This window comes from Trinickia sp. Z7, assembly GCF_056498045.1.
The window spans coordinates 1-20,006 of record NZ_JAUEQW010000009.1; the positions used below are offsets into that span (position 1 = coordinate 1).

A 20,006-nucleotide genomic window follows, 5' to 3' on the forward strand; every position below is an offset into this window, starting at 1 on the left:
CCATCCACACCTCGTCAGGATTTGCAGGATTCACGCATCAATATGCCCGCTTCTTGCAAATCCAACAACACCGTTTCGGCTTCACAGCCTTACTGCATACGCCTCGCACGATTATTCAGGTCCGACTACTGAATTCACTGGTGCGTCAAGTTGACCCGCCTGTAGTCCACGGCTGCAACTACATCCGCAGTCTTCTCACGACGCCTTCCCCATCGCCTGATCTTCGCGCCACAACCGCACCCGATTGGACTTCGTGCGCCACCACTGGCCCAGATCAACCATCAATCAGGTCACTGGTCCGCGATTCAGCGACGAATCACTGGTTGCGATGACATCGACCAGCAGCAAGGCCGAAGGCCAAGGCGATGAGTGCAAGCAGCACCATTGATGCACCACGAATTCGATCAGGTCTGGTCGCGGCCCATCAATGTAGGAAACAAGCGGAGAAGACCCTACGTCTTGTAGGTCACGGCATGTCAGGTAAACCAGTTCGTGAACTCGACGGCCCGAAGGGTCGGCGGTTCACGGGGCCGTAGGCACCGGATCATGTTCGTCAATCGGACCTGATCGAATTCGAGAACCGGCCTTTCGTGATCGACAGCACATGTCATCAGTTGTGCATATCAGTTCCGGTCCGTGATAGATGGGCCACTGGTTGTACTTCTCGAATGAACAAGCAGCCGACTTGTCACCAATGAGATCAGGTGATGAGTTGAGAACAACCGGGTTCTTGTTCACCGCACGAACCAGACGTGAATTCGACGGCCCGAAGGGACGGCGATGCCGAAGGCAGCAGCTTTTGTTCATCAATTAGGCTGTGATGTAGCAGCAATCAGGTCTGGTAGATAACCGATTTCTGTTCGCCCGCTGCGCGTCCGAACAGCGTTGCTGGCCGCCGCTGCGCGCCAGCCATCACGCCAACTGGTTTCTTTGAACGAAGGAGATCAGATAAGGAAAGACAAGTAACCAACTAGGAACCGACTATCCACAGACTATGGTTCACTATTCTGTCAATTTGACGGGGTTTGAAGGTGGTGTTCGACTGACACCCACTACGAAAGGAGATTGAAATGAAAATTCACCACAACCGGGGAACTTCCCCATCACCTACAAGAGAACAACGAAGTGTCACAACGAAACATCAAAAGCGAGATTCAGGACGCAGCGGTAGTCGCGAAACGCACTGACAAGTATGTGAAAGAACAACTTGCTACCGTTGCATCCGGCAAATCACTGAAAGCACGCATTAGGATCACCCCTGAATCGCGATTCCCCATGTGGGCGACCACGCTTGCACGAATGCTCTGCGCCAATCCAGCACTGGCAAGTCTCACGAATCAACAGCTTGCATCCCTAATCGAAAACGAAAAAGGTGAAACCGGATTTGACGCGTCGATTATGTCGAAGAAACTCAGTGTGGGACAGCGCCACTACGCTGGTGAACTTCTACAGAATTATGGGTATGCGACCGACACGCTAAAAACTGGCACCGACATCAAGACAATCGTCAAGAATAACATTCGCATCGAAACCCCGAAGAACGATGGTATCGGCTTCCGTGCCGACGGCCTGAATATCAGGGGTCGATTTTACCAGTACAAGCGAAGAGAAAACACGCCTACCGGCAATCCGTGGACAGACTTCTCCGTTCGCATGTATGGTCAAGACATCAACCTTCAGGCCATACTTTTCCTGCAAGGCATCGGAATCGGCGAATTCATGAATCGAGATGCAACAGCGCGTGCGAACGCCACTCACGAACAAATGGTGCGGCGTCGGAAACTCGACCGTGAACCGAAGCAATCACGCGGACTGAAGAAGATCATCTCCGTCGATAACCACAATAGCAACGGTGCAGGTGTCATCGCTGAATACCACGCGAAGCGAATGTCGAAAAACCACACGCAATGGACAACTGATGGACTGGTAGTAACGTCTCGCGACTGGAACAACCAGTTGTTACCAGGGTGTGCCGTCAACTAATTGCTGAACACCCGTTGCAACCAGTTGTTTCAGTGTCAATGTCAACCATACCATCAGATGCCGAACAACTGAATGCACTGATGGTAAAAGTCGCTGTATATCCGTCCACTGCACACCGTTACCGACAGTCCAGTGAAATAGATAACAGCATTGAAGCGATCACAATCGCCACTGGATGTATCAGTGATAACTGCAATCGGTTACTACACCACTGATCGGCATCCGCCATTGCAGACACCTATCACAGTGGTGGTAACAGTGGTGGTAACACCACCATCGGCGGTCTCTGGTAACATCCCCGTCAATGGTTGCACTAAATTCACGTCGTGGCGTGTGCTATCACTATCACCGTCATGGTGTAGTGGATCATTTTACCTGTCTCCTGTTCACCATAACCACGCCAACTATCGCCGATAGCAATCCTGCGGCAACACCACAACGTACCGCGAACATTAACGCAAGCGTCTCCACACTCAACGGTTCCAGATGGTAACACCGCATATAATGCGAGAAACCCGCCCACGAAAGCGCCGACGATGAACAGCAACGTAATGAATGCAGCTTTCTTCACTCGATCCACGTGATTTGATTGTAACGGGCGATTAAACGTGAAGAAATCGCATGCCAAAGAACGCGACAATCCAGTGCAAGCCAGTTGCCGCCAAAACGTAACCGGTAACGGTAGACAGTTTTGGTCGCCCTTTACTGATAGTGTATCCAAGGATGCCAAATGCGACAGGCGGCAGTAGCAAATAAACGAATAGATCGACCACCGTATGAGCGGTGACTGCACAGGTATCTAAACCACCACCACATTCGCCCGTTCGCGGCGTACACAGCTTCGCGAATACGCCACACAAGTGACTATCAATCGACGCCCAGATAATGATACTGACGCACCCGATTAGCCCAAACCCAAGCGACCATATTACTCGCCGTATCATCGAATTTCCCAGAAGAGAATTTTCTTAGAATTACGCAAATCAGACCAACCAAAACTAGTTCCGGGTGCAAACGATTGAAATCCAATGACGCGACTGAACGTGGCGACCGAATCGGGTAAGCTGCTGATCGTCAACCGCTTGCCGTTCCAAAGATCAATGTGACCGCCGCTCGCATCGGCAGCACTTTCGTTTCCGCGCGTCCAATACCGTGAAAACTGGATAATACCAGTGCGACCCTTGACTTTCGATTCCCAATCGGGTCCTGTGATGTCTTCTGCCGGTGGCAGTCCTGCAATGGGCCGCAATTGCAGCCACTCTCCCAATTCGTCGGCCCGCGTGGCAGTTGCCTTACCATCAAGCAAGATACGCCCGATGGTTGGCTGCCCCGACAGCGGCTTGACCAGCTTTTGAGAAAACGACTTCATCTCAATGCCGACGCGATGGAACGTCACGCTCATGCGGATCGCGCATTGGTCGCGATATGCTGAATTATCGTATGGGTCGCCTGACGGGTATGCTTCCCACAGTTCTTGAAAGGTCAGCGCTTTCAACGGCACTTCCTGGACGGAATGCGGCGTCGTGTTCGTTCTGACAACGGTCTTCTTGTTCGGCATCGATCAAACCCCATCCTGCTTTGCAAGGGCTTCATCGCCCCAAAAGACGGTGTATTCATCCGCACTGTACGTGTACACGCGCGGCAAATGGCCGCTTTCATCCAGCCGTCCTGAGAAGGTCTGGCCGTCGCTCGTCTCGATGAAGTACGGATACCCTTCTGACGCGCCGCTTTCAGTCGCGCGGACCTGTTCGTCAAATGTGTCCTTGGCTTCCGATGCGATGCCAGCGCCGGCTGTCACAACGCCATTCCCGGCAGCCGTGACGGGCGAGACGACACCCAACGTCTCGGCCATGTCGTCACACCACGATTCCCCGGCCAGCGTAGCCACAATTCGCGGTGGCGTCGGGCATTTGCAAAGCACGATGTCACCGTCTGCGGCTGTCTCGCTCAAGAAATCGAGACGGCGCGGGCCGCCCGTTTTGGCAATGACGCCCTTGCTTTTGCAGGCTTCGCAGTACGCCTGTCCACCGATGAGAGCAATCTGACGCCCAGCATCACCCATAGTAAAGACCGGGCCGGCATAGGGCAGTATCTGTCCCCCATGTTCCAAGCTGTCGCCCACGACAGCGATTCGACGCATCATGAGTATTCTTCCTTCGGGGTTTCAGCGCGGTTGCTGCGGCGGCACGAAGAGCGGGTCAAGGAAGCCCGGAATAGGCGGCAAACCGTCTAGGATCAGAATTTCCATGCTGGATTGCAGGCTTTCTGCGATCACGTCGCCATTGCTGACGTGGCTTCCGACTATTGCAATCGGCTTTCCGTTGTCAATCGCCGCGAAACCGGCACCCGACGTGATGTGGGCGACTGTGCCATCCGGGTAATGCACTTCGTCACCGACGCGTGCAGCACGGAGTTCATTGAAACAGGTTGCCGACGTAGCGGTCCGTACAGTGCCGCCGAGTTTGGTGCGAGAACCGAGTGTTGCGACTGCGTGGCGGGCCAGAACAGGCAACGCTGCAATGCGTTCCCGTTCCGCAGTGGCCGCAAGGGCTTCAGGCGGAAGGTCTTTGTATTCCAAGTTGATCTCTCAGGTCGTTATCGCGCCGACGAATTCGCGGCGCATGTTTTTTGTCTTGCGGACGTGACGCCGACTATACCCGATTCATCGGATCAATCAAAAGGGGAGAGACCTGATCGACCGCATGGGTCGCGAGCGTACAAGCGTGAGAACCGACGCGGGCCGTCAATCCGGCAAGGGTTCCGCTCTCAACCTGCGGGCAGTGGTATCGATCCACACGCGACAGTGAAGGTCCTTGCACTCCCTGCCGGGTGGATCAATTCGAATATGGAGATGTGTCTCAGTATCCGGCACCCTGCACGCATTCCCGCCCCAGCCGTTGCCCGGTGGCCCCACCAGCCCAATGTCATTGTCATCGCTGTACGGCGGTTCGCGCGAAGTCCAATACGCAACGTCTACCGTCTTCTCCGACTTGGGCGACATGTCGAACTTTTCGATGAAGCGCATGCCGATAGAACCGTCATCCTGCGGCGCATTCATGACGTAGGCAGTGCAGTTGTTCACATGCACATCCGACCGGTTCCGAACGATAGCTGCGACGTTATAGCTGCGAAATTGAACGTTGAAGTTGGAACCTGACGACAGCACGCCGTCTGTCACCGTCACGGCAAGCGGCTGCATGTATCGACGGGTCTTGAATAGGGCAACTACCGCGTAGACGCCCAGACCAACAACAAATCCGCCGAGCGCGCCAACGACGTTGTTCGTGAACTGGTCGGTGGCCGCTGTCGCGCGAAATCCGAATTCAGTGAGAACAAGGCCGCCGACAGGACCACCGACCAGCGACAGCCATCCGAAGGTCTGCGCGAACGCGTCGTGAAACATATATCGGAGCCACCGCCGCACGAACAGCAACGTCCTTTCTCGATCCATCGTCCCCTAGTCCCCGAGACAAACTTCGCACGCAGTTAGCACATCGGCGTGTCCTTCGCGTCCATCAACTGTCCGATGGGGGGACTCTGCTGCTAAACGTCAAGACGCGGCCACGACCTGACGATCTTCATCCAAAAAATCAGAATTCATCTTTGGAAAGCTCGTAGGTGTGCATGTTTCCGTTGGCAACCTTGTACAGCGTCATCGTCATGTTGCTGTATTGCGTGCCATCGTTGGTCGGAATCTCTTCAAGCGAGAACTGTTCCGAACGGAAGAGCCCGCCAGTGTTCAGGTCTTGGTATCGGATGTCATAGCTACCGGCCGTAACGCTATCGAGCGTGAAGCTGCCGTGAGCCGGAATAAAGAATACGCGGACAGGAAAAGCGTTCGGCCCGTCGAGCGAAACCAGCTTTACGAATACATCCGAATCGTTTTGGCTGTTATCGACCGTAACTTTGGACAAGCCGTCGGAATGAATAAGTGGGAAGCCAGTCACGTAGCCCGCGACCGTCGGCCAAGGCTGTCCGTTGGGAGCCACAGCAGGACGAACGTAGGTTGGCTGCTGCGGAGCGTAATTCTGCGGTTGAGCGATATAAGGTTTGGGTCCTTTCGGCGGCTGACTGGGCGGCGCAGTCGCAATCGAATAACCGACCCACCCGAAGACAGTGCAAGCAACGACGGCTTGGACGTAGAACGGGCGTCGAAACAGACCCCAAGCGTCCTTCAGTCGGTTGCCTGAACCGTCCTTACCCAGCAGTTCAAGAAGCGCCCCAATCTGCTTGCGAAGTTCGGCTCCGTCGTCAGCGACATCGTAGCCCAACGCTTTTTTCGTTTTGGCGTATGCCGTGTCCGGCTTGATCTTCTTGGTGAGCGCCAAAGCGTCGAGAGCGATAGCGCGAGCAATATCCGTTTTGCCGAGAACGGCGAAAACCCAAGCCTGATGGGTCGCAAGGCGAGCGTTGATGTTCGCAGGCTGCTTGCCGCCGAACATGTTGGTGAAGATAGCTTGCAGCGAATAGATCGGTCCCCAAGGAACACCCCACCAGCCGAGAAGCCAAGTAACAGCGCTCGCCTTGAACGCCTTCTTCTCTGCGCAACCGCTACAAAAAATACCTTGGATCGCCGAACGCGTCGTCTGGAAGATATAGCTCTTGATCTCGAAGAAGATCGCGTAGCGGGGTTGCGCTGTCACTTTGCCGCAACAGGAACAAACGATAGGCTCGGGCGGCTCTTCGGCTTCCGCCGACGCTTGTGGCCCGCTGTCAATCGACATAGTGTCGTATTGAGCCCGAGTCGCGGGATCACTTAAAACGCCATACGCTTCATTCAGAAGCTGGAACCGCTCGGTCGCGTTCGCGGCCTTGTTTCGGTCAGGATGAAGCTCCATCGCCTTGCGGCGATAGGTAGCCTTGATCTCCCCGGCGTCCGCGTTCGGGGCAACACCGAGAATGGCGTAATACCCCTTCGGGTCCTTATTGTTCATGGCGTTCTGCCCGCGTGATTCTTGTCGTGCGAATGGTATCGCACCGCTTCGCTCAGGTCAGCTTGGGTGCAGAAGGGACGCAGACGATTGTATCCAACCTATTAGCACGGCGACGGCCTATTTCCGGTGTGTCAGTGGTTCGATCCAATGCCATCACGAAGCACGCGTCAGCAACGCCGCCTGAATCGCTTCCAGCGGACCGGCGACATCTCGGGCATCGAGACTGACGTAATGCCTGTGCAGCACGTCGCCACGCTTCGGCGCATGTCCAAGGATGCGGCGCAGGATCGCGTCCGGGACGCCCTGTCGCGCCGCCACACTTGCAAGTAGCTTTCGAAGATCGTGCAGCGTGAAGTCCGGCGCTCCCGCCCGCATCGCCATTTCGGTAACGTGATCGGCAGACAGCCCGTCGAACAATCGGTTATCGGCGGACACCCCGTTACACCGTCGTTCAAGCACGTCACGCATCAGTACGGTGATCGGTAGGCAATGGGGTTTCTTCGACTTCGTGTCCGGTATCAGCAGCGTGCCGCCAGTAAGGTCAACGTCGCGCCGCCGAATGGCACTACCTTCATTCTTTCGAAGCCCGGTCAGTAGCAGCAACCGTAGGTAATCGCGCTGCACATCGGCGAGTGAATCCACTGCGATGAACCATGCCTTCAAATCGGCTTCCACCAGTTTCCTATCTCGCGGCTTCGGCCTGTCAGGCATCAGACCGGCAGCACCGAGACGAACGAACGGGCTTGGAATCTCGACTCCATGCACGGCCCCGAGATACCGCAGCATCGACCCAATAATCCCCCGCCCCAAGTCCACCACCGCCGCGCCCTTGCTTTGGGCGAATGCGTGGCAGTGAGTCGCGAATGCCGAATCTTTGAGTGCCGACACCGGCCTGTCCATCCAGTCGGTGAAATGCGTTCTCAGCACCGATTCATAACGGGTAAGGCTTGACACCTTGACCCGCTTCGCTTTCGCGTATTCAGCCAACAACTGACGAAGCGTCAGTAGCCGGGGACGAACATGTGCATCAACGTAGTCCCCGGCCCGACATTGCCGCAGGATCGGAAGCGCCAGTTCGCGGGCTTCGTCAACGCGGATCAAGGGCCAACGCCCGAGTGTCACCCTGACCTGTCGTCCCTGAACGCTCGTCGCGACCATAAAGCTATGGCTGCGGCTGCCAACTTTGAGACAAAGCCCGCACAAGGTCCGGTCCCGCAAGATTGTTCCAGCGGGACCCAAACCCCTGCCGATCAGGGCATCCGAAAGCGTTACAATTGCCATTTTTCGAGTACAAAACCAGTACAAAATCGTGGTCCACACGCCCGAATTCGTACTGCTTGTCTCGTCCCCAAATTTCCCTTACGGCTTCCCTGATCCGGCTCCCGCCAGACCGCGCGAGACACACCGACGAGCCGTAACACCTTGATCTATAAGGCTTCTAAATGAGTTTGAAATGCGGCATCGTCGGCTTGCCCAACGTCGGCAAGTCCACCCTGTTCAACGCGCTGACCAAAGCGGGCATCGCCGCCGAGAACTATCCGTTCTGCACGATCGAGCCGAACGTCGGCGTCGTCGAAGTGCCCGACGCGCGGCTCGACGCGCTGTCCAAAATCGTCAAGCCCGAGCGCGTCGTGCCGGCCGTGGTCGAGTTCGTCGACATTGCGGGGCTCGTCGCGGGCGCGAGCAAGGGCGAAGGTCTCGGCAACCAGTTCCTCGCGAACATCCGCGAAACGGACGCGATCACGCACGTCGTGCGCTGCTTCGAAGACGAGAACGTCATCCACGTGGCCGGCAAGGTCGATCCGCTGTCGGACATCGAGGTCATCAACACGGAACTCGCGCTGGCCGATTTGGCCACGGTCGAAAAAGCGCTCTCCCGTTACGCCAAGGCCGCGAAGTCGGGCAACGACAAGGAAGCCGTCAAGCTCGCCGCCGTCTTGGAGAAAGCGCGCGCGCAACTGGACGCCGCCAAGCCGATTCGCGCGCTCGATCTGTCGGACGACGAAGCGGCGCTGCTCAAGCCGTTCTGCCTCATCACGGCCAAGCCCACGATGTACGTGGCGAACGTGAAGGAAGACGGCTTCGAGAACAATGCGCACCTCGACGCCGTGCGCAAATACGCCGAAGCGGAAAAGTCGCCCGTGGTTGCGGTGTGCGCTGCGATCGAGGCGGAGATCGCCGATCTGGCCGACGAAGACAAAGAAGTGTTCCTGGCCGATATGGGCATGGACGAGCCGGGCTTGAACCGCGTGATCCGCGCGGGCTTCAAACTGCTCGGCTTGCAAACGTACTTCACCGCGGGCGTGAAGGAAGTGCGCGCGTGGACGATCCACATCGGCGATACGGCGCCGCAAGCGGCCGGTGTGATCCATACGGATTTCGAACGCGGCTTCATCCGCGCGCAGACGATTTCGTTCGACGACTATGTCGCGTACAAGGGCGAGCAAGGCGCGAAGGAAGCCGGGAAGATGCGCGCCGAAGGCAAGGAATACGTCGTGCACGACGGCGACGTGATGAACTTCTTGTTCAACGTTTGAGCCGGGCGCATCGCAGCCCGAACGGCGCGGCGGCAGCGCAACGCGTGTTTGCCGCTCGCTGCGCCGCGGCCGCTCTACCCAAGAAGGTCGATAGATCGACCTCGATGCCGCCCTTCGTCCAGCGATAGCGAAACGCCCGGCGAGCAATCTCCGGCGTTCCCGTGTGCGTTCCCGATCTAGACAAACCTACGCACCGGCGGTCACCGGACAAATCCCCACGCTTCTCAACTCGAGCCCCGCAGCCGTCCACCGCTCGATCGCCGACACCGCCGCGCCCAATCCGTCTTCCTCGCGCATGGCCGCACCCAGTTCGGCAACGCGGGCGCGCGTAGCCGGTTGCAGCGCAAACTCGATCGCGCGAGCAAGCCCCTTCGCGTCGACCGCCTTACCGTCCACCGGCGCGGCAGCCGCGCCTAGCCGATAAAGCCGCTGCGCCCAGAAGAACTGGTCGCCCGCAAAGGGCACGACGACCGAGGGCGCGCCCGCCCGTGTGGCCGAATGCGTCGTGCCCGCGCCGCCGTGATGAACGACAAGCGACACGCGCGGAAAAAGCCAAGCATGCGGCGTATCGCCGATGATCAAGAATTTGGACGGCAATGCCGAAGCGTCAATCCCGCTCCAGCCCGGATAAAACAACGCGCGTCGTCCGCCGATCGCCTCGATCAGCGCGCGCACCATTCGCTCGCGATCGAAACCGGCCATGCTGCCGAAGCCGACATAGATCGGCGGCTCGCCGGCATCGAGAAACGCGGCAAGCGACGAGGGCGGGTTCCAATCCGGGGGCGTGCCGGCCCCGTTCGGGCCGGACGGCAGCCACCACTGCCCGCACACGCGCGCGTACTCGGACCAATCGACCGGCCACGGCAGCAATGCTCGCGAGACCCCGTACAAAATCGGATGATCGGTCCAGTTCCGCTTGCGCGGAGCGAGCTTGCAGACGTCCACACGCGCGGCGTTCGTCGCCTGACGAAACGCGCGCCAAATCATATTGTTGACGAACGTATGGCTCGCCCGATTGAGCCAGCCCGGCACGATGCCAGGCGGCAAAAAGGGCGAGGCGAATTCCCGAGTCGGCGTGATCGGGATCATCGACGCGCCGATTGCGGGAATGCGCAAATGCTCGGCCACCGATAAACCCACGAACGATGCCAGCGCCGAAAGGATGATGGCGTCGCTGCCTTCGGCCGCGGCTTTGACTTGCGCCATCCAAGCGTGCGTGTTGGCGTTGGCGATCGCCGCAAGCGCTTTGGCCGTCGCTTGCACGCCGCTGCGTTTGCCGACGATCGCACCGAGCGCCGCCCCCGGCTCCGATGCGCGCTTGATGTCGCCGGCAAGCGGCGAGCACGGCACGCCCAAGGCGTCGGCCGCATGCAATGTCGCCCGGTCGGCCAACAAGCGCGCCCTGTGTCCCGCGTCGATCAGCGCCCGACAAAGCGCCGCAAGCGGGCGTGTATCGCCTTCTGTCCCATACGTCACTACGGTAAATTCCATGGTTTGCCGTTGGCCCCGCTTGTCGCAGGCCGCTCCCGTCGAATAAGCATACGACGTATATTAATGCACATCGTGCATTTTTTCAGAGAAAGTAGCATGACATTGGTCGAAGAGCCGGGACGCCGCGAGCGCAAGCGTCAGCAGATGGTCGCCCATCTCGTGGGCGTTGCCGGGCGCCTATTCGAGACGCACCCCTACCCGAGCGTCACGATGGAGCAAATCGCGCTCGAAGCGGACGTAGCCAAGCGTACGCTGTACAACCACTTTCCGACCAAGGAAGCGTTGCTCGCGCACTGGCTCGAGGCGGAGCTGAAGCGCGATCTCGAACGGCTGCTGCCCGAATTGAACCGCCGGCACGGGTTCGTGGAACGCGTATCGGTCGAACTCGACGCCTCGGCCGATTGGTGTCAGCGGCACCCCGCGCACCTGGCGGCATATCTGCGCCATCGGTTTCTCTCGATGGGCGATGCCCCGCCGCAACCGGAACCGCCCTCCTCCGACCGCGGCGATATCGCCCGTCTGTGGCATGCGCTGATCGTCGATGCGCAAGCGGCGGGCGAAATCGACGACCGGTTTTCCGCAATGCAACTGACCACGTGGTTCCACCACCTCTATCTGGGCACCCTCATGCGCTGGTTGATCGAGCCGGCCCTCGCGCTGCGCGACGAGTTCACGCAGATGGTGACGCTGTTCATGGAGGGCGCCGCCAGCCGATCCGCCAAGTCTGCGCAGCGCGTCCGCGCCGAGCCCCATTGAAGGCGAACGGTGCGGCCCGCGCTGCGCATTTTCAGCGACGCATGCGCATGCCGCCGCAAGCACGCGGCGCGATTGCTAAAATGACGCGTTGCAAGCGGAGACGCTTCCCCGTTTCATCTTCGGTTTCACCTCCATTCACCGATACGCCGCTTCGTCAGCGAAAGCGGCGCCTAAGCTCGTTCATTCACGCACATGGCTCAATACGTCTTCACCATGAACCGGGTCGGCAAGATCGTGCCGCCCAAGCGCCAGATCTTGAAGGACATCTCCTTGTCCTTCTTCCCCGGCGCAAAGATCGGCGTGCTCGGCCTAAACGGCTCGGGCAAGTCGACGCTCATTCGCATCATGGCCGGCGTCGATCGCGACATCGAAGGCGAAGCCACGCCGATGCCGAACCTGAACATCGGCTACCTGCCGCAGGAGCCGCAGCTCGATCCGGAAAAGACGGTGCGCGAAGCCGTCGAGGACGGCTTGGGCGATGTCTTTCAAGCGCAGAAGAAGCTCGACGAAATTTATGCGGCCTACGCCGAGCCCGACGCCGATTTCGATGCGCTCGCGGCCGAGCAAGCCAAGTACGAGGCGATTCTCGCCGCGGCCGACGGCGGCAGCCCCGAGCAGCAGCTCGAAGTGGCCGCCGATGCGCTGCGCCTGCCGCCGTGGGACGCCAAGGTCGCCCATCTGTCGGGCGGCGAAAAGCGCCGCGTCGCGCTGTGCAAGCTGCTGCTCGAAAAACCGGACATGCTGCTGCTCGACGAGCCCACCAACCACCTCGACGCGGAATCGGTGGAGTGGCTCGAGCAGTTTTTGACGCGCTTTCCCGGCACGGTCGTGGCCGTCACGCACGATCGCTACTTCCTCGATAACGCCGCCGAGTGGATTCTCGAACTCGACCGCGGCCACGGCATTCCCTGGAAGGGCAATTACAGCAGTTGGCTCGATCAGAAGGAAGACCGCCTGAAGCAGGAAGAAGCGGCCGAGTCGGCGCGCCAAAAAGCAATCAAGAAAGAGCTCGAATGGGTGCGTCAAAACCCCAAGGGGCGCCAGGCGAAGTCCAAGGCCCGTATCGCCCGCTTCGAAGAATTGTCGAGCCAGGATTATCAAAAGCGCAACGAGACTTCGGAAATCTTCATTCCGGTCGGCGACCGGCTCGGCAATGAAGTCATCGAGTTCAAGAACGTCAGCAAGGCTTACGGCGATCGCTTGCTGATCGACAACCTGAGCTTCAAGGTGCCCGCCGGTGCGATCGTCGGCATCATCGGCCCGAACGGCGCCGGTAAGTCGACGCTGTTCCGCATGTTGACGGGCCGTGAAACGCCCGATTCCGGCGAAATCGTCATGGGGCCGACGGTCAAGCTGGCCTACGTCGACCAGAGCCGCGATGCGCTCGACGGCAGCAAGACGGTATTCGAGGAAATTTCGGGCGGCGCCGACGTGCTGACGGTCGGCAAGTACGAAACGCCGTCGCGCGCCTATATCGGCCGCTTCAACTTCAAGGGCGCCGATCAGCAGAAGAACGTCGGCAGCCTGTCGGGCGGCGAGCGCGGCCGTCTGCATTTGGCCAAGACGCTGATCGCCGGCGGCAACGTGCTGCTGCTCGACGAGCCGTCGAACGATCTCGATGTCGAAACGCTGCGCGCGCTCGAAGATGCGCTGCTCGAATTCGCCGGCTCGGTGATGGTGATTTCGCACGATCGCTGGTTTCTCGATCGCATCGCCACGCACATCATGGCGTTCGAAGGCGACTCGCAAGTGGTCTTCTTCGATGGCAACTACCAAGAGTACGAGGCAGATAAGCGCAAGCGGCTCGGCGAGGAAGGCGCGAAGCCGAAACGCTTGCGTTACAAGCCGATCACGCGCTGATCGACGGGCCGCGGCGCGCCCGCGCTCATGGCCCTACCGCGAAACCGAGCGCACGCAGTTGCGCCTCGGTGGCCGCGGCACTCGTGTGATGCACGCCGTGCCAGCCGGCCGCCGCGGCTGCGGCCGCATTCTTGGGGTTGTCGTCGATGAACACGATCTCGTGCGGCGCGATACCCGGCAGGTGCCGTTCGATGCGTGCAAACGTTTCGGTATAGATGCGGGGGTCGGGCTTCACGAGCTTCACGCGGCCCGATACGACGATGTCGCGAAACCGTCGCAGAACGTCGAAATGCTCCCACGCATAGGGGAACGTTTCGCTCGACCAGTTGGTGAGCCCGAAGAGCGGCACCCCGGCGGCGTCCAAATGGTCGACGAGCGCCGCACCCTCACCGATGACGCCGCCGATCATCTCTTCCCATCGCTCGTAGAACGCGCGAATGCGCTCGGCTTCCTGCGGGAAACGCGCGATCAATTCCTGCGTGCCCTCCGCGATCGACTGCCCGCCGTCTTGCCGCACCACCCAGTCCATCGAACAGACTTCCGAGAGGAAACGCCGGCGCTCGCCCGGATCGGCGATCAGCTTGCGATAGAGGTAATCGGGGTTCCAATCGATGAGCACCCCGCCGAAATCGAAGACGACGACCTTCGGTTTCATGCGAACTCCTTTGTCATGATGTCTGCGAGCGCCCTAAAGCGACTGCGTGCGCGTTTCGAGCCAGGTTTTGGCGTCGCCCGACACATGGGGCCCCACGCGCTCTCGCACGGTCGCGTGATAGGCGTCGAGCCACGCGCGTTCGTCCTCTCGCAGCAGCGAAGGCACGATGCAACGCGTATCGATCGGACACAGCGTGAGCGTTTCGAAGGCGAGAAACGAGCCGAACTCGGTTTCGCCGTCCGCACGGCTCAAAACGAGGTTTTCGATGCGCACGCCCCATCGGCCGGGCCGATACACACCGGGCTCGATCGACGTGATCATCCCCTCTTCGAGCGCCGTATGCGGGTCGGGCTGCGCATGGTGGGAAATGACTTGCGGGCCTTCGTGCACATTGAGGAAATAGCCGACGCCGTGCCCCGTGCCGTGACCGTAGTCGCAACCAGCCTCCCAAATCGGCGCACGCGCAATGGCATCGAGCATCGGGCTGCGGATGCCGCGCGGAAAACGCGCGCGCGACAAGGCGATCACGCCTTTGAGCACGATCGTGAAATCGCGCTTTTGCGCGTCGCTCACCGCGCCCACGGGAACGACGCGCGTAATGTCGGTCGTCCCCGTCACGTATTGGCCGCCCGAATCGATCAGCAATAGCCCGTTTCCTTCGATCTTCGCGTGCGAAGCGGCGCTCGCGCGATAGTGCGGCATCGCGCCATTGCCGTTGAAACCCGCGATCGTGGCGAAGCTCGGCGAAATGAACCCGGGCCGGCGCGCCCGCGCCGCCGTGAGCCGCTCATCGATCGTCAGCTCCGTGATCGTCTCCCGCCCGAGCGCCGCTTCGAACCAAGCGAAGCATTCGGCCAGCGCCGCGCCGTCGTGCTCCATTGCATGGCGCACGCGTTCGGCTTGCTCCGGCGTTTTGCGCGCCTTGGCCAGCGTGGACGGGTTGATCGCTTCGACGACGCGCACGCCCGCGGGGACGGCCTCACGCACGCCATAGGTGACGCGACGCGGATCGATCAGCAAGGTGGCGCCTTCGGGCAGCACTGCGAGCGCCGCCCGCGCTTGCTCGTACGGCGCGACGCGGATGCCGTCGCGCGCCAGCGACTCGACGATCGCGGGCGGCGTTTTGCCTGCGCCCACGAAAAGCGTCGCGTCATCGAGCCCGACCAGCACGTGAGCGACGAACACGGGGTTGAAGTTGACATCGTCACCGCGCAAATTCGTGAGCCAGGCCACGTCGTCGAGCGTCGAAACGAGGTGCCACTGCGCGTTGCGCTCGCGCATCGCCGCCCGCACGAAGGCGAGCTTATCGGCGCGGGCGACGCAGGCATCGGCCGGCGCGTGCTCGTACACGGGGCTGGCCGGCAGCGCGGGCCGATCACTCCAGATCGGCTCGATCAGGTCGAGATCGGTGACGAGCTCGATCCCGCGCGAGGCCAACGCATCGCGCAAGGTACGCTCGGCCGCGAGCGCCAGGACCGCGCCGTCGACGCCCACTCGCTCGCCGGCGGCGAGCCGCTGCGCGAGCCAATCGACATGCGCTTGCGCCTGCGGGCCGCCCGCCATTTTCATGAGATCGATGCCGGTGCCGGCCAACTGCGCCTGCGCTTGCACCCAATACCGGCTGTCGGCCCACACGCCGGCGCAATCGGCCGTGACGACGAGCGTGCCCGCCGAGCCGGTGAAACCCGACAGCCAGCGCCGCGCTTGCCAGCGCTCCGGCAAGTATTCGGACAGATGTGGATCGGACGAAGGCACGACGTAAGCGGCAAGCCCGGCGCGCGCCATCGCCTCGCGCAGGCGCGCGAGACGGCCGCCGATCGGTGATTCGGGGCCGCTGTGTGCAGCCGATTCGGGAAGACGATCATTCATAGGGTCACCACGGATCAACGACGGGAGGTCAAACCGACCGTCACGGCGACGGCAATCAGCGCAAGGCCCGTACAGACGGGCCATTCGAGCGTCTCGCCGTCGTGGAAAAGGCCGGACACGTTCCCAGCCATTTTCGCGGTCGCGGCGGCGGCCACGCCAGCTAGCAACGCAATGGATAGACTCGCGCCGCTCGAGCGGCGCAGCGGATGCAGCCACCAGCCCGCGAGCCCCACCGCGAGGCCCAGCACGATCACGCCCGGCCAGCCCATCAGCGGCGCCCCGCGCCACGTATTGCTTCGCCGGCCGGCGCCAAGCCGCGAAGGGAACAGCCACATCGCATCGTCGATCTCTTGTTTTCCGTGTCGGATTGGACGGCATCGCGAGCCCCGCGGCCGCGCGGGGCTCAGCGAGCCGCAGAACTTAACCGTTATAATAACCGGCTGAAATATCAGCGCCGCCCGCCATGTCGGCGCCCTTCGCCCCCACGTATGCAACTGCTCACGATCGGAATCAATCACCACACTGCGCCCGTCGCCTTGCGCGAGCGCGTGGCGTTTCCGCTCGAACAGCTCAAACCGGCGCTCGACGCGTTCCAAGGCGTGTGGCGTGAGCGCGCGACGGTGAGCGCGCCCGAAGCGGCGATTCTGTCCACCTGCAACCGCACCGAACTGTACTGCGCCACCAATGACCGCGCCGCGCGCGAGGCGGCGCTGCAATGGCTGTCGAGCTACCACGGCTTGCCCTTGGACGAGCTCGCGCCGCATGTGTACGCCCTGCCGCAGTCGGAAGCCGTTCGGCACGCCTTCCGCGTTGCATCCGGTTTGGACTCGATGGTGCTCGGGGAAACGCAAATCCTCGGACAAATGAAGACGGCCGTGCGTTCTGCCTCCGAAGCGGGCGCGCTCGGCACGTACCTGAACCAGCTGTTCCAGCGCACGTTCGCCGTCGCGAAGGAAGTACGCGGAACGACGGCCGTGGGTGCTCAGTCGGTGTCGATGGCCGCCGCGGCCGTGCGCCTGGCCCAGCGCATCTTCGACAAGATTTCCAGCCAGCGCGTCCTGTTCATCGGCGCGGGCGAGATGATCGAGCTGTGCGCGACGCACTTCGCCGCGCAAAACCCGCGCGAACTCGTGGTCGCCAACCGCACGGCCGAACGCGGGGCCAAGCTGGCCGCCCGCTTCAGCGGCCAGGCCATGCCGCTCTCGGACTTGCCCGCGCGCATGCACGAGTTCGACATCATCGTCTCCTGCACGGCGTCCACGCTACCGATCATCGGCCTTGGCGCCGTCGAGCGCGCCGTCAAGGCGCGCCGCCGCCGGCCCATCTTCATGGTCGACCTGGCCGTGCCGCGCGACATCGAAGCCGAAGTGGGCGAGCTGCAAGACGTCTTTCTCTATACGGTCGACGATTTGGGCGCGATCGTGCGCGAGGGCAATGCTTCTCGGCAGGCCGCCGTCGCGCAAGCCGAAGCGATCATCGAATCGCGCGTGCAAGGGTTCATGCAATGGCTCGATGCGCGCAGCGTGGTGCCCGTGATTCGTCACATGCACACGCAAGCCGATCTGCTGCGCCGCACCGAACTCGAGCGCGCCATGAAGATGCTCGCGCGCGGCGACGATCCCGCGGCCGTCCTCGAAGCGCTGTCGCAATCGCTGACCAACAAGCTGATTCACGGCCCGACGCACGCACTCAACCGCGCCGGCAGCGACGAGCGCGCCAAGCTGATCGATCTGCTGGGCGGGTTCTACGGGCACGCCAAACCGTCCGAACCGTCCGATCATTAGCGGCGCTTCCCCGCGCCGGCGCGGCCATCCGGCCCGTCCCATCCGTCTTTTCCATATTCTTTCCGGGGAGCCTCGCTCCGCACATGAAAACGAGCATGCAACACAAGCTCGACCAGTTGACGACGCGACTGGCCGAGCTGAACGACCTCCTGACCCGCGGCGACGTGACCGCCAACCTCGACCAATACCGCAAGCTCACGCGCGAGCACGCGGAAATCGGTCCGGTCGTCGAGCGCTACGCGCTGTGGCGCCAGGCCCGCACGGACTCGGCAACGGCGCAAGAGCTGCTCGCCGATGCGTCGATGCGCGAATTCGCCGAAGAGGAGGTGCGCGCATCGCGCGACAAAATGGCGCAACTCGAGGAAGACTTGCGCAAGATGCTGCTACCGAAGGATCCCAACGACGAGCGCAACATCTTCCTCGAAATCCGCGCCGGCACGGGCGGCGATGAATCGGCGCTGTTCGCGGGCGATTTATTGCGGATGTATCTGCGCTATGCCGAACGTCAGCGCTGGCAGGTCGAAATGATGTCGGAGAGCGCCTCCGACCTCGGCGGCTACAAGGAAGTGATCGTGCGTATCGCGGGCCAGGGCGCCTATTCCCGGCTCAAGTTCGAATCGGGCGGGCACCGGGTCCAGCGCGTGCCGGCCACCGAAACGCAGGGCCGTATTCACACCTCGGCGTGCACGGTGGCGGTGATGCCCGAGGCCGACGAGATCGGCGAAGTGGAGATCAACCCGGCGGACTTGCGCATCGACACGTTTCGCGCATCGGGCGCGGGCGGCCAGCACATCAACAAAACCGACTCGGCGGTGCGCGTGACGCACCTGCCGACCGGGATCGTCGTCGAATGCCAGGACGACCGTTCGCAGCACAAGAACAAGGATCGCGCGCTCAAGGTGCTCGCCGCACGGATCAAGGACAAGCAGGCTCACGAGCAACACGCGAAGGAAGCGGCGACGCGCAAGAGCCTGATCGGATCGGGCGATCGTTCAGAGCGCATCCGCACTTACAACTTCCCGCAGGGGCGGCTCACCGACCATCGGATCAATCTGACGCTGTACAAGCTCGATTCGATCATGGACGGCGATTTGGACGAACTGATCGCGGCCCTCGTCAGCGAGCATCAAGCGGAACTGCTGGCCTCGCTCGGCGAGGCCGACTGAAAGACCGATAGCGCGTCGCGCCACCCTTGCCATGACATCCGATTTTGCCGCGCCCGCCGCGCCGGTCCCGCCCGCTCCGACTGCCCGCGCCTTGCTGCGCGCTTCACCGCTGCCGGCGCTCGAAGCGCGCATCCTGCTCGGCCATGCGCTTAGCTGGCGGCGCACGGAGCTCATCACGCGCGCGGACGAGCCGCTTGCCGTCGATGCGCTCGCCCGCTACCGGGCGCTCGAAGCACGCCGCGTTGCCGGCGAGCCGATCGCGCAGATCGTCGGCGCGCGCGAGTTCTACGGCCTGACCTTCGAAGTCACGCCGCACGTCCTGATTCCCCGTCCCGAAACCGAGTTGCTCGTCGAAATGGTGCTGACCGCAATCGAACCGGCCCCTTGCCCGCGTGTCCTCGATCTGGGCACCGGCAGCGGCGCCATCGCCATCGCCATTGCTTGCACGCGGCCCGACGCGCGCGTCGTGGCAGTCGATCGCTCACCGGAGGCGCTTACGGTCGCGGCGCGCAATGCCGCCAAATTGATCGACCCGGCGCGCCCGGGCGGCGCCATCCAATGGCGGCAAAGCGATTGGTACGCTGAGCTGGAGGCTACCGAGCCGTTCGACGTCATCGTCTCGAATCCTCCCTATATCGCCGCGCACGACCCGCATCTGAATGCCGGCGATTTGCGTTTCGAGCCGCGCGGCGCGCTCACGGACGAAGCGGACGGGCTGTCGGCGATCCGCACGATCGTCGCCGGATCGGCTCGCTTCCTCGCATCGGGCGGGCAATTGTGGTTCGAGCACGGCTACGACCAAGCCGCAGAAGTGCGCGCCATCTTGACCGCGGCAGGTTTTACCGACGTGCATTCGCTCCGCGACTTGGCCGGAATCGAGCGCGCCACGGGCGGCGCGGCGCCTCGCGCGGGTTCCCGCCAACGTTGAGTCGAGGCCGGCTCCACCGGGCGCGAATATCGCGTGAGCAGGA

The 20,006-nt window shown here is 61.4% G+C and carries 17 protein-coding genes; 7 read left to right on the top strand and 10 right to left on the bottom strand.

Going from position 1 to position 20,006, the window contains the following annotated elements; translation table 11 throughout:
• Positions 1 to 1,125: 1,125 nt before the first annotated feature.
• Positions 1,126 to 1,983: a hypothetical protein gene (locus QQS38_RS16380; protein ID WP_479646427.1), complete on the top strand. Its 858-nt coding sequence runs from the start codon at positions 1,126 to 1,128 to the stop codon at positions 1,981 to 1,983.
• A gap of 940 nt (positions 1,984 to 2,923) precedes the next feature.
• On the opposite strand, the gene QQS38_RS16385 is transcribed toward QQS38_RS16380, so the two are convergent.
• From QQS38_RS16385 to QQS38_RS16410, 6 genes are all read right to left on the bottom strand, one after another.
• Complete coding sequence (locus QQS38_RS16385) at positions 2,924 to 3,541, bottom strand: type VI secretion system amidase effector protein Tae4 (RefSeq protein ID WP_479646428.1); 618 nt, start codon at positions 3,539 to 3,541, stop codon at positions 2,924 to 2,926.
• 3 nt (positions 3,542 to 3,544) lie between these two features.
• The gene (locus QQS38_RS16390) at positions 3,545 to 4,126 is read right to left on the bottom strand and encodes a PAAR domain-containing protein (RefSeq protein WP_479646429.1); all 582 of its coding nucleotides are present in this window, start codon (positions 4,124 to 4,126) and stop codon (positions 3,545 to 3,547) included.
• A gap of 21 nt (positions 4,127 to 4,147) precedes the next feature.
• Positions 4,148 to 4,561 carry a PAAR domain-containing protein gene (locus QQS38_RS16395; RefSeq protein WP_479646430.1) on the bottom strand — a complete coding sequence of 138 codons (414 nt, stop codon included), beginning with the start codon at positions 4,559 to 4,561 and terminating at the stop codon, positions 4,148 to 4,150.
• A gap of 165 nt (positions 4,562 to 4,726) precedes the next feature.
• A complete protein-coding gene (locus QQS38_RS16400) occupies positions 4,727 to 5,386 on the bottom strand; it encodes a hypothetical protein (protein WP_479646431.1) in 660 nt (219 codons plus the stop codon).
• 187 nt (positions 5,387 to 5,573) lie between these two features.
• Complete coding sequence (locus tag QQS38_RS16405; RefSeq protein ID WP_479646432.1) at positions 5,574 to 6,917, bottom strand: J domain-containing protein; 1,344 nt, start codon at positions 6,915 to 6,917, stop codon at positions 5,574 to 5,576.
• A 153-nt stretch (positions 6,918 to 7,070) separates the two neighbouring features.
• Positions 7,071 to 8,237 carry a tyrosine-type recombinase/integrase gene (locus QQS38_RS16410; protein ID WP_479646433.1) on the bottom strand — a complete coding sequence of 389 codons (1,167 nt, stop codon included), beginning with the start codon at positions 8,235 to 8,237 and terminating at the stop codon, positions 7,071 to 7,073.
• A gap of 122 nt (positions 8,238 to 8,359) precedes the next feature.
• Between QQS38_RS16410 and ychF the strand changes: the two genes are divergently transcribed.
• Positions 8,360 to 9,454: a redox-regulated ATPase YchF gene (gene ychF, locus QQS38_RS16415; RefSeq protein ID WP_479646434.1), complete on the top strand. Its 1,095-nt coding sequence runs from the start codon at positions 8,360 to 8,362 to the stop codon at positions 9,452 to 9,454.
• A gap of 186 nt (positions 9,455 to 9,640) precedes the next feature.
• Here ychF and QQS38_RS16420 read toward each other — a convergent pair whose 3' ends face one another.
• Complete coding sequence (locus QQS38_RS16420) at positions 9,641 to 10,945, bottom strand: glycosyltransferase (protein ID WP_479646435.1); 1,305 nt, start codon at positions 10,943 to 10,945, stop codon at positions 9,641 to 9,643.
• 96 nt (positions 10,946 to 11,041) lie between these two features.
• Between QQS38_RS16420 and QQS38_RS16425 the strand changes: the two genes are divergently transcribed.
• Together QQS38_RS16425 and ettA are read left to right on the top strand one after the other, a co-directional pair.
• On the top strand, positions 11,042 to 11,701 hold the full coding sequence (locus QQS38_RS16425; RefSeq protein WP_479646436.1) for a TetR/AcrR family transcriptional regulator: 660 nt from the start codon (positions 11,042 to 11,044) through the stop codon (positions 11,699 to 11,701).
• Positions 11,702 to 11,893: 192 nt separating this feature from the next.
• Positions 11,894 to 13,561 carry an energy-dependent translational throttle protein EttA gene (gene ettA, locus QQS38_RS16430; RefSeq protein ID WP_479646437.1) on the top strand — a complete coding sequence of 556 codons (1,668 nt, stop codon included), beginning with the start codon at positions 11,894 to 11,896 and terminating at the stop codon, positions 13,559 to 13,561.
• 25 nt (positions 13,562 to 13,586) lie between these two features.
• Here ettA and QQS38_RS16435 read toward each other — a convergent pair whose 3' ends face one another.
• From QQS38_RS16435 to QQS38_RS16445, 3 genes are read right to left on the bottom strand one after another with little or no spacing between them, the layout of a single operon-like run.
• Positions 13,587 to 14,216, bottom strand: coding sequence for an HAD family hydrolase (locus tag QQS38_RS16435; RefSeq protein WP_479646438.1), 630 nt, complete (start codon positions 14,214 to 14,216; stop codon positions 13,587 to 13,589).
• Between the two features lie 33 nt (positions 14,217 to 14,249).
• On the bottom strand, positions 14,250 to 16,085 hold the full coding sequence (locus tag QQS38_RS16440; RefSeq protein ID WP_479646439.1) for an aminopeptidase P family protein: 1,836 nt from the start codon (positions 16,083 to 16,085) through the stop codon (positions 14,250 to 14,252).
• Positions 16,086 to 16,099: 14 nt separating this feature from the next.
• Positions 16,100 to 16,354, bottom strand: a complete 255-nt coding sequence (locus QQS38_RS16445; protein WP_479646593.1) for a hypothetical protein — start codon at positions 16,352 to 16,354, stop codon at positions 16,100 to 16,102.
• A gap of 219 nt (positions 16,355 to 16,573) precedes the next feature.
• On the opposite strand from QQS38_RS16445, the gene hemA reads away from it, so the two are divergent.
• The 3 genes from hemA to prmC all read left to right on the top strand — a co-directional run bounded on the left by hemA (position 16,574) and on the right by prmC (position 19,963).
• Positions 16,574 to 17,869 carry a glutamyl-tRNA reductase gene (hemA, locus tag QQS38_RS16450; protein ID WP_479646440.1) on the top strand — a complete coding sequence of 432 codons (1,296 nt, stop codon included), beginning with the start codon at positions 16,574 to 16,576 and terminating at the stop codon, positions 17,867 to 17,869.
• An 83-nt stretch (positions 17,870 to 17,952) separates the two neighbouring features.
• Positions 17,953 to 19,035 carry a peptide chain release factor 1 gene (gene prfA / locus QQS38_RS16455; RefSeq protein WP_479646441.1) on the top strand — a complete coding sequence of 361 codons (1,083 nt, stop codon included), beginning with the start codon at positions 17,953 to 17,955 and terminating at the stop codon, positions 19,033 to 19,035.
• A 31-nt stretch (positions 19,036 to 19,066) separates the two neighbouring features.
• Complete coding sequence (gene prmC, locus QQS38_RS16460; RefSeq protein ID WP_479646442.1) at positions 19,067 to 19,963, top strand: peptide chain release factor N(5)-glutamine methyltransferase; 897 nt, start codon at positions 19,067 to 19,069, stop codon at positions 19,961 to 19,963.
• Positions 19,964 to 20,006 lie beyond the last annotated feature (43 nt).

Coding starts and splice junctions, on each gene's coding strand:
- QQS38_RS16385 (WP_479646428.1), bottom strand. CDS start 3,541: ATGCCGAACAAGAAGACCGTTGTCAGAACGAACACGACGCCGCATTCC.
- QQS38_RS16390 (WP_479646429.1), bottom strand. CDS start 4,126: ATGATGCGTCGAATCGCTGTCGTGGGCGACAGCTTGGAACATGGGGGA.
- QQS38_RS16400 (WP_479646431.1), bottom strand. CDS start 5,386: ATGTTTCACGACGCGTTCGCGCAGACCTTCGGATGGCTGTCGCTGGTC.
- QQS38_RS16405 (WP_479646432.1), bottom strand. CDS start 6,917: ATGAACAATAAGGACCCGAAGGGGTATTACGCCATTCTCGGTGTTGCC.
- ychF (WP_479646434.1), top strand. CDS start 8,360: ATGAGTTTGAAATGCGGCATCGTCGGCTTGCCCAACGTCGGCAAGTCC.
- QQS38_RS16420 (WP_479646435.1), bottom strand. CDS start 10,945: ATGGAATTTACCGTAGTGACGTATGGGACAGAAGGCGATACACGCCCG.
- QQS38_RS16425 (WP_479646436.1), top strand. CDS start 11,042: ATGACATTGGTCGAAGAGCCGGGACGCCGCGAGCGCAAGCGTCAGCAG.
- ettA (WP_479646437.1), top strand. CDS start 11,894: ATGGCTCAATACGTCTTCACCATGAACCGGGTCGGCAAGATCGTGCCG.
- QQS38_RS16435 (WP_479646438.1), bottom strand. CDS start 14,216: ATGAAACCGAAGGTCGTCGTCTTCGATTTCGGCGGGGTGCTCATCGAT.
- QQS38_RS16440 (WP_479646439.1), bottom strand. CDS start 16,085: ATGAATGATCGTCTTCCCGAATCGGCTGCACACAGCGGCCCCGAATCA.
- QQS38_RS16445 (WP_479646593.1), bottom strand. CDS start 16,354: ATGGGCTGGCCGGGCGTGATCGTGCTGGGCCTCGCGGTGGGGCTCGCG.
- hemA (WP_479646440.1), top strand. CDS start 16,574: ATGCAACTGCTCACGATCGGAATCAATCACCACACTGCGCCCGTCGCC.
- prfA (WP_479646441.1), top strand. CDS start 17,953: ATGAAAACGAGCATGCAACACAAGCTCGACCAGTTGACGACGCGACTG.
- prmC (WP_479646442.1), top strand. CDS start 19,067: ATGACATCCGATTTTGCCGCGCCCGCCGCGCCGGTCCCGCCCGCTCCG.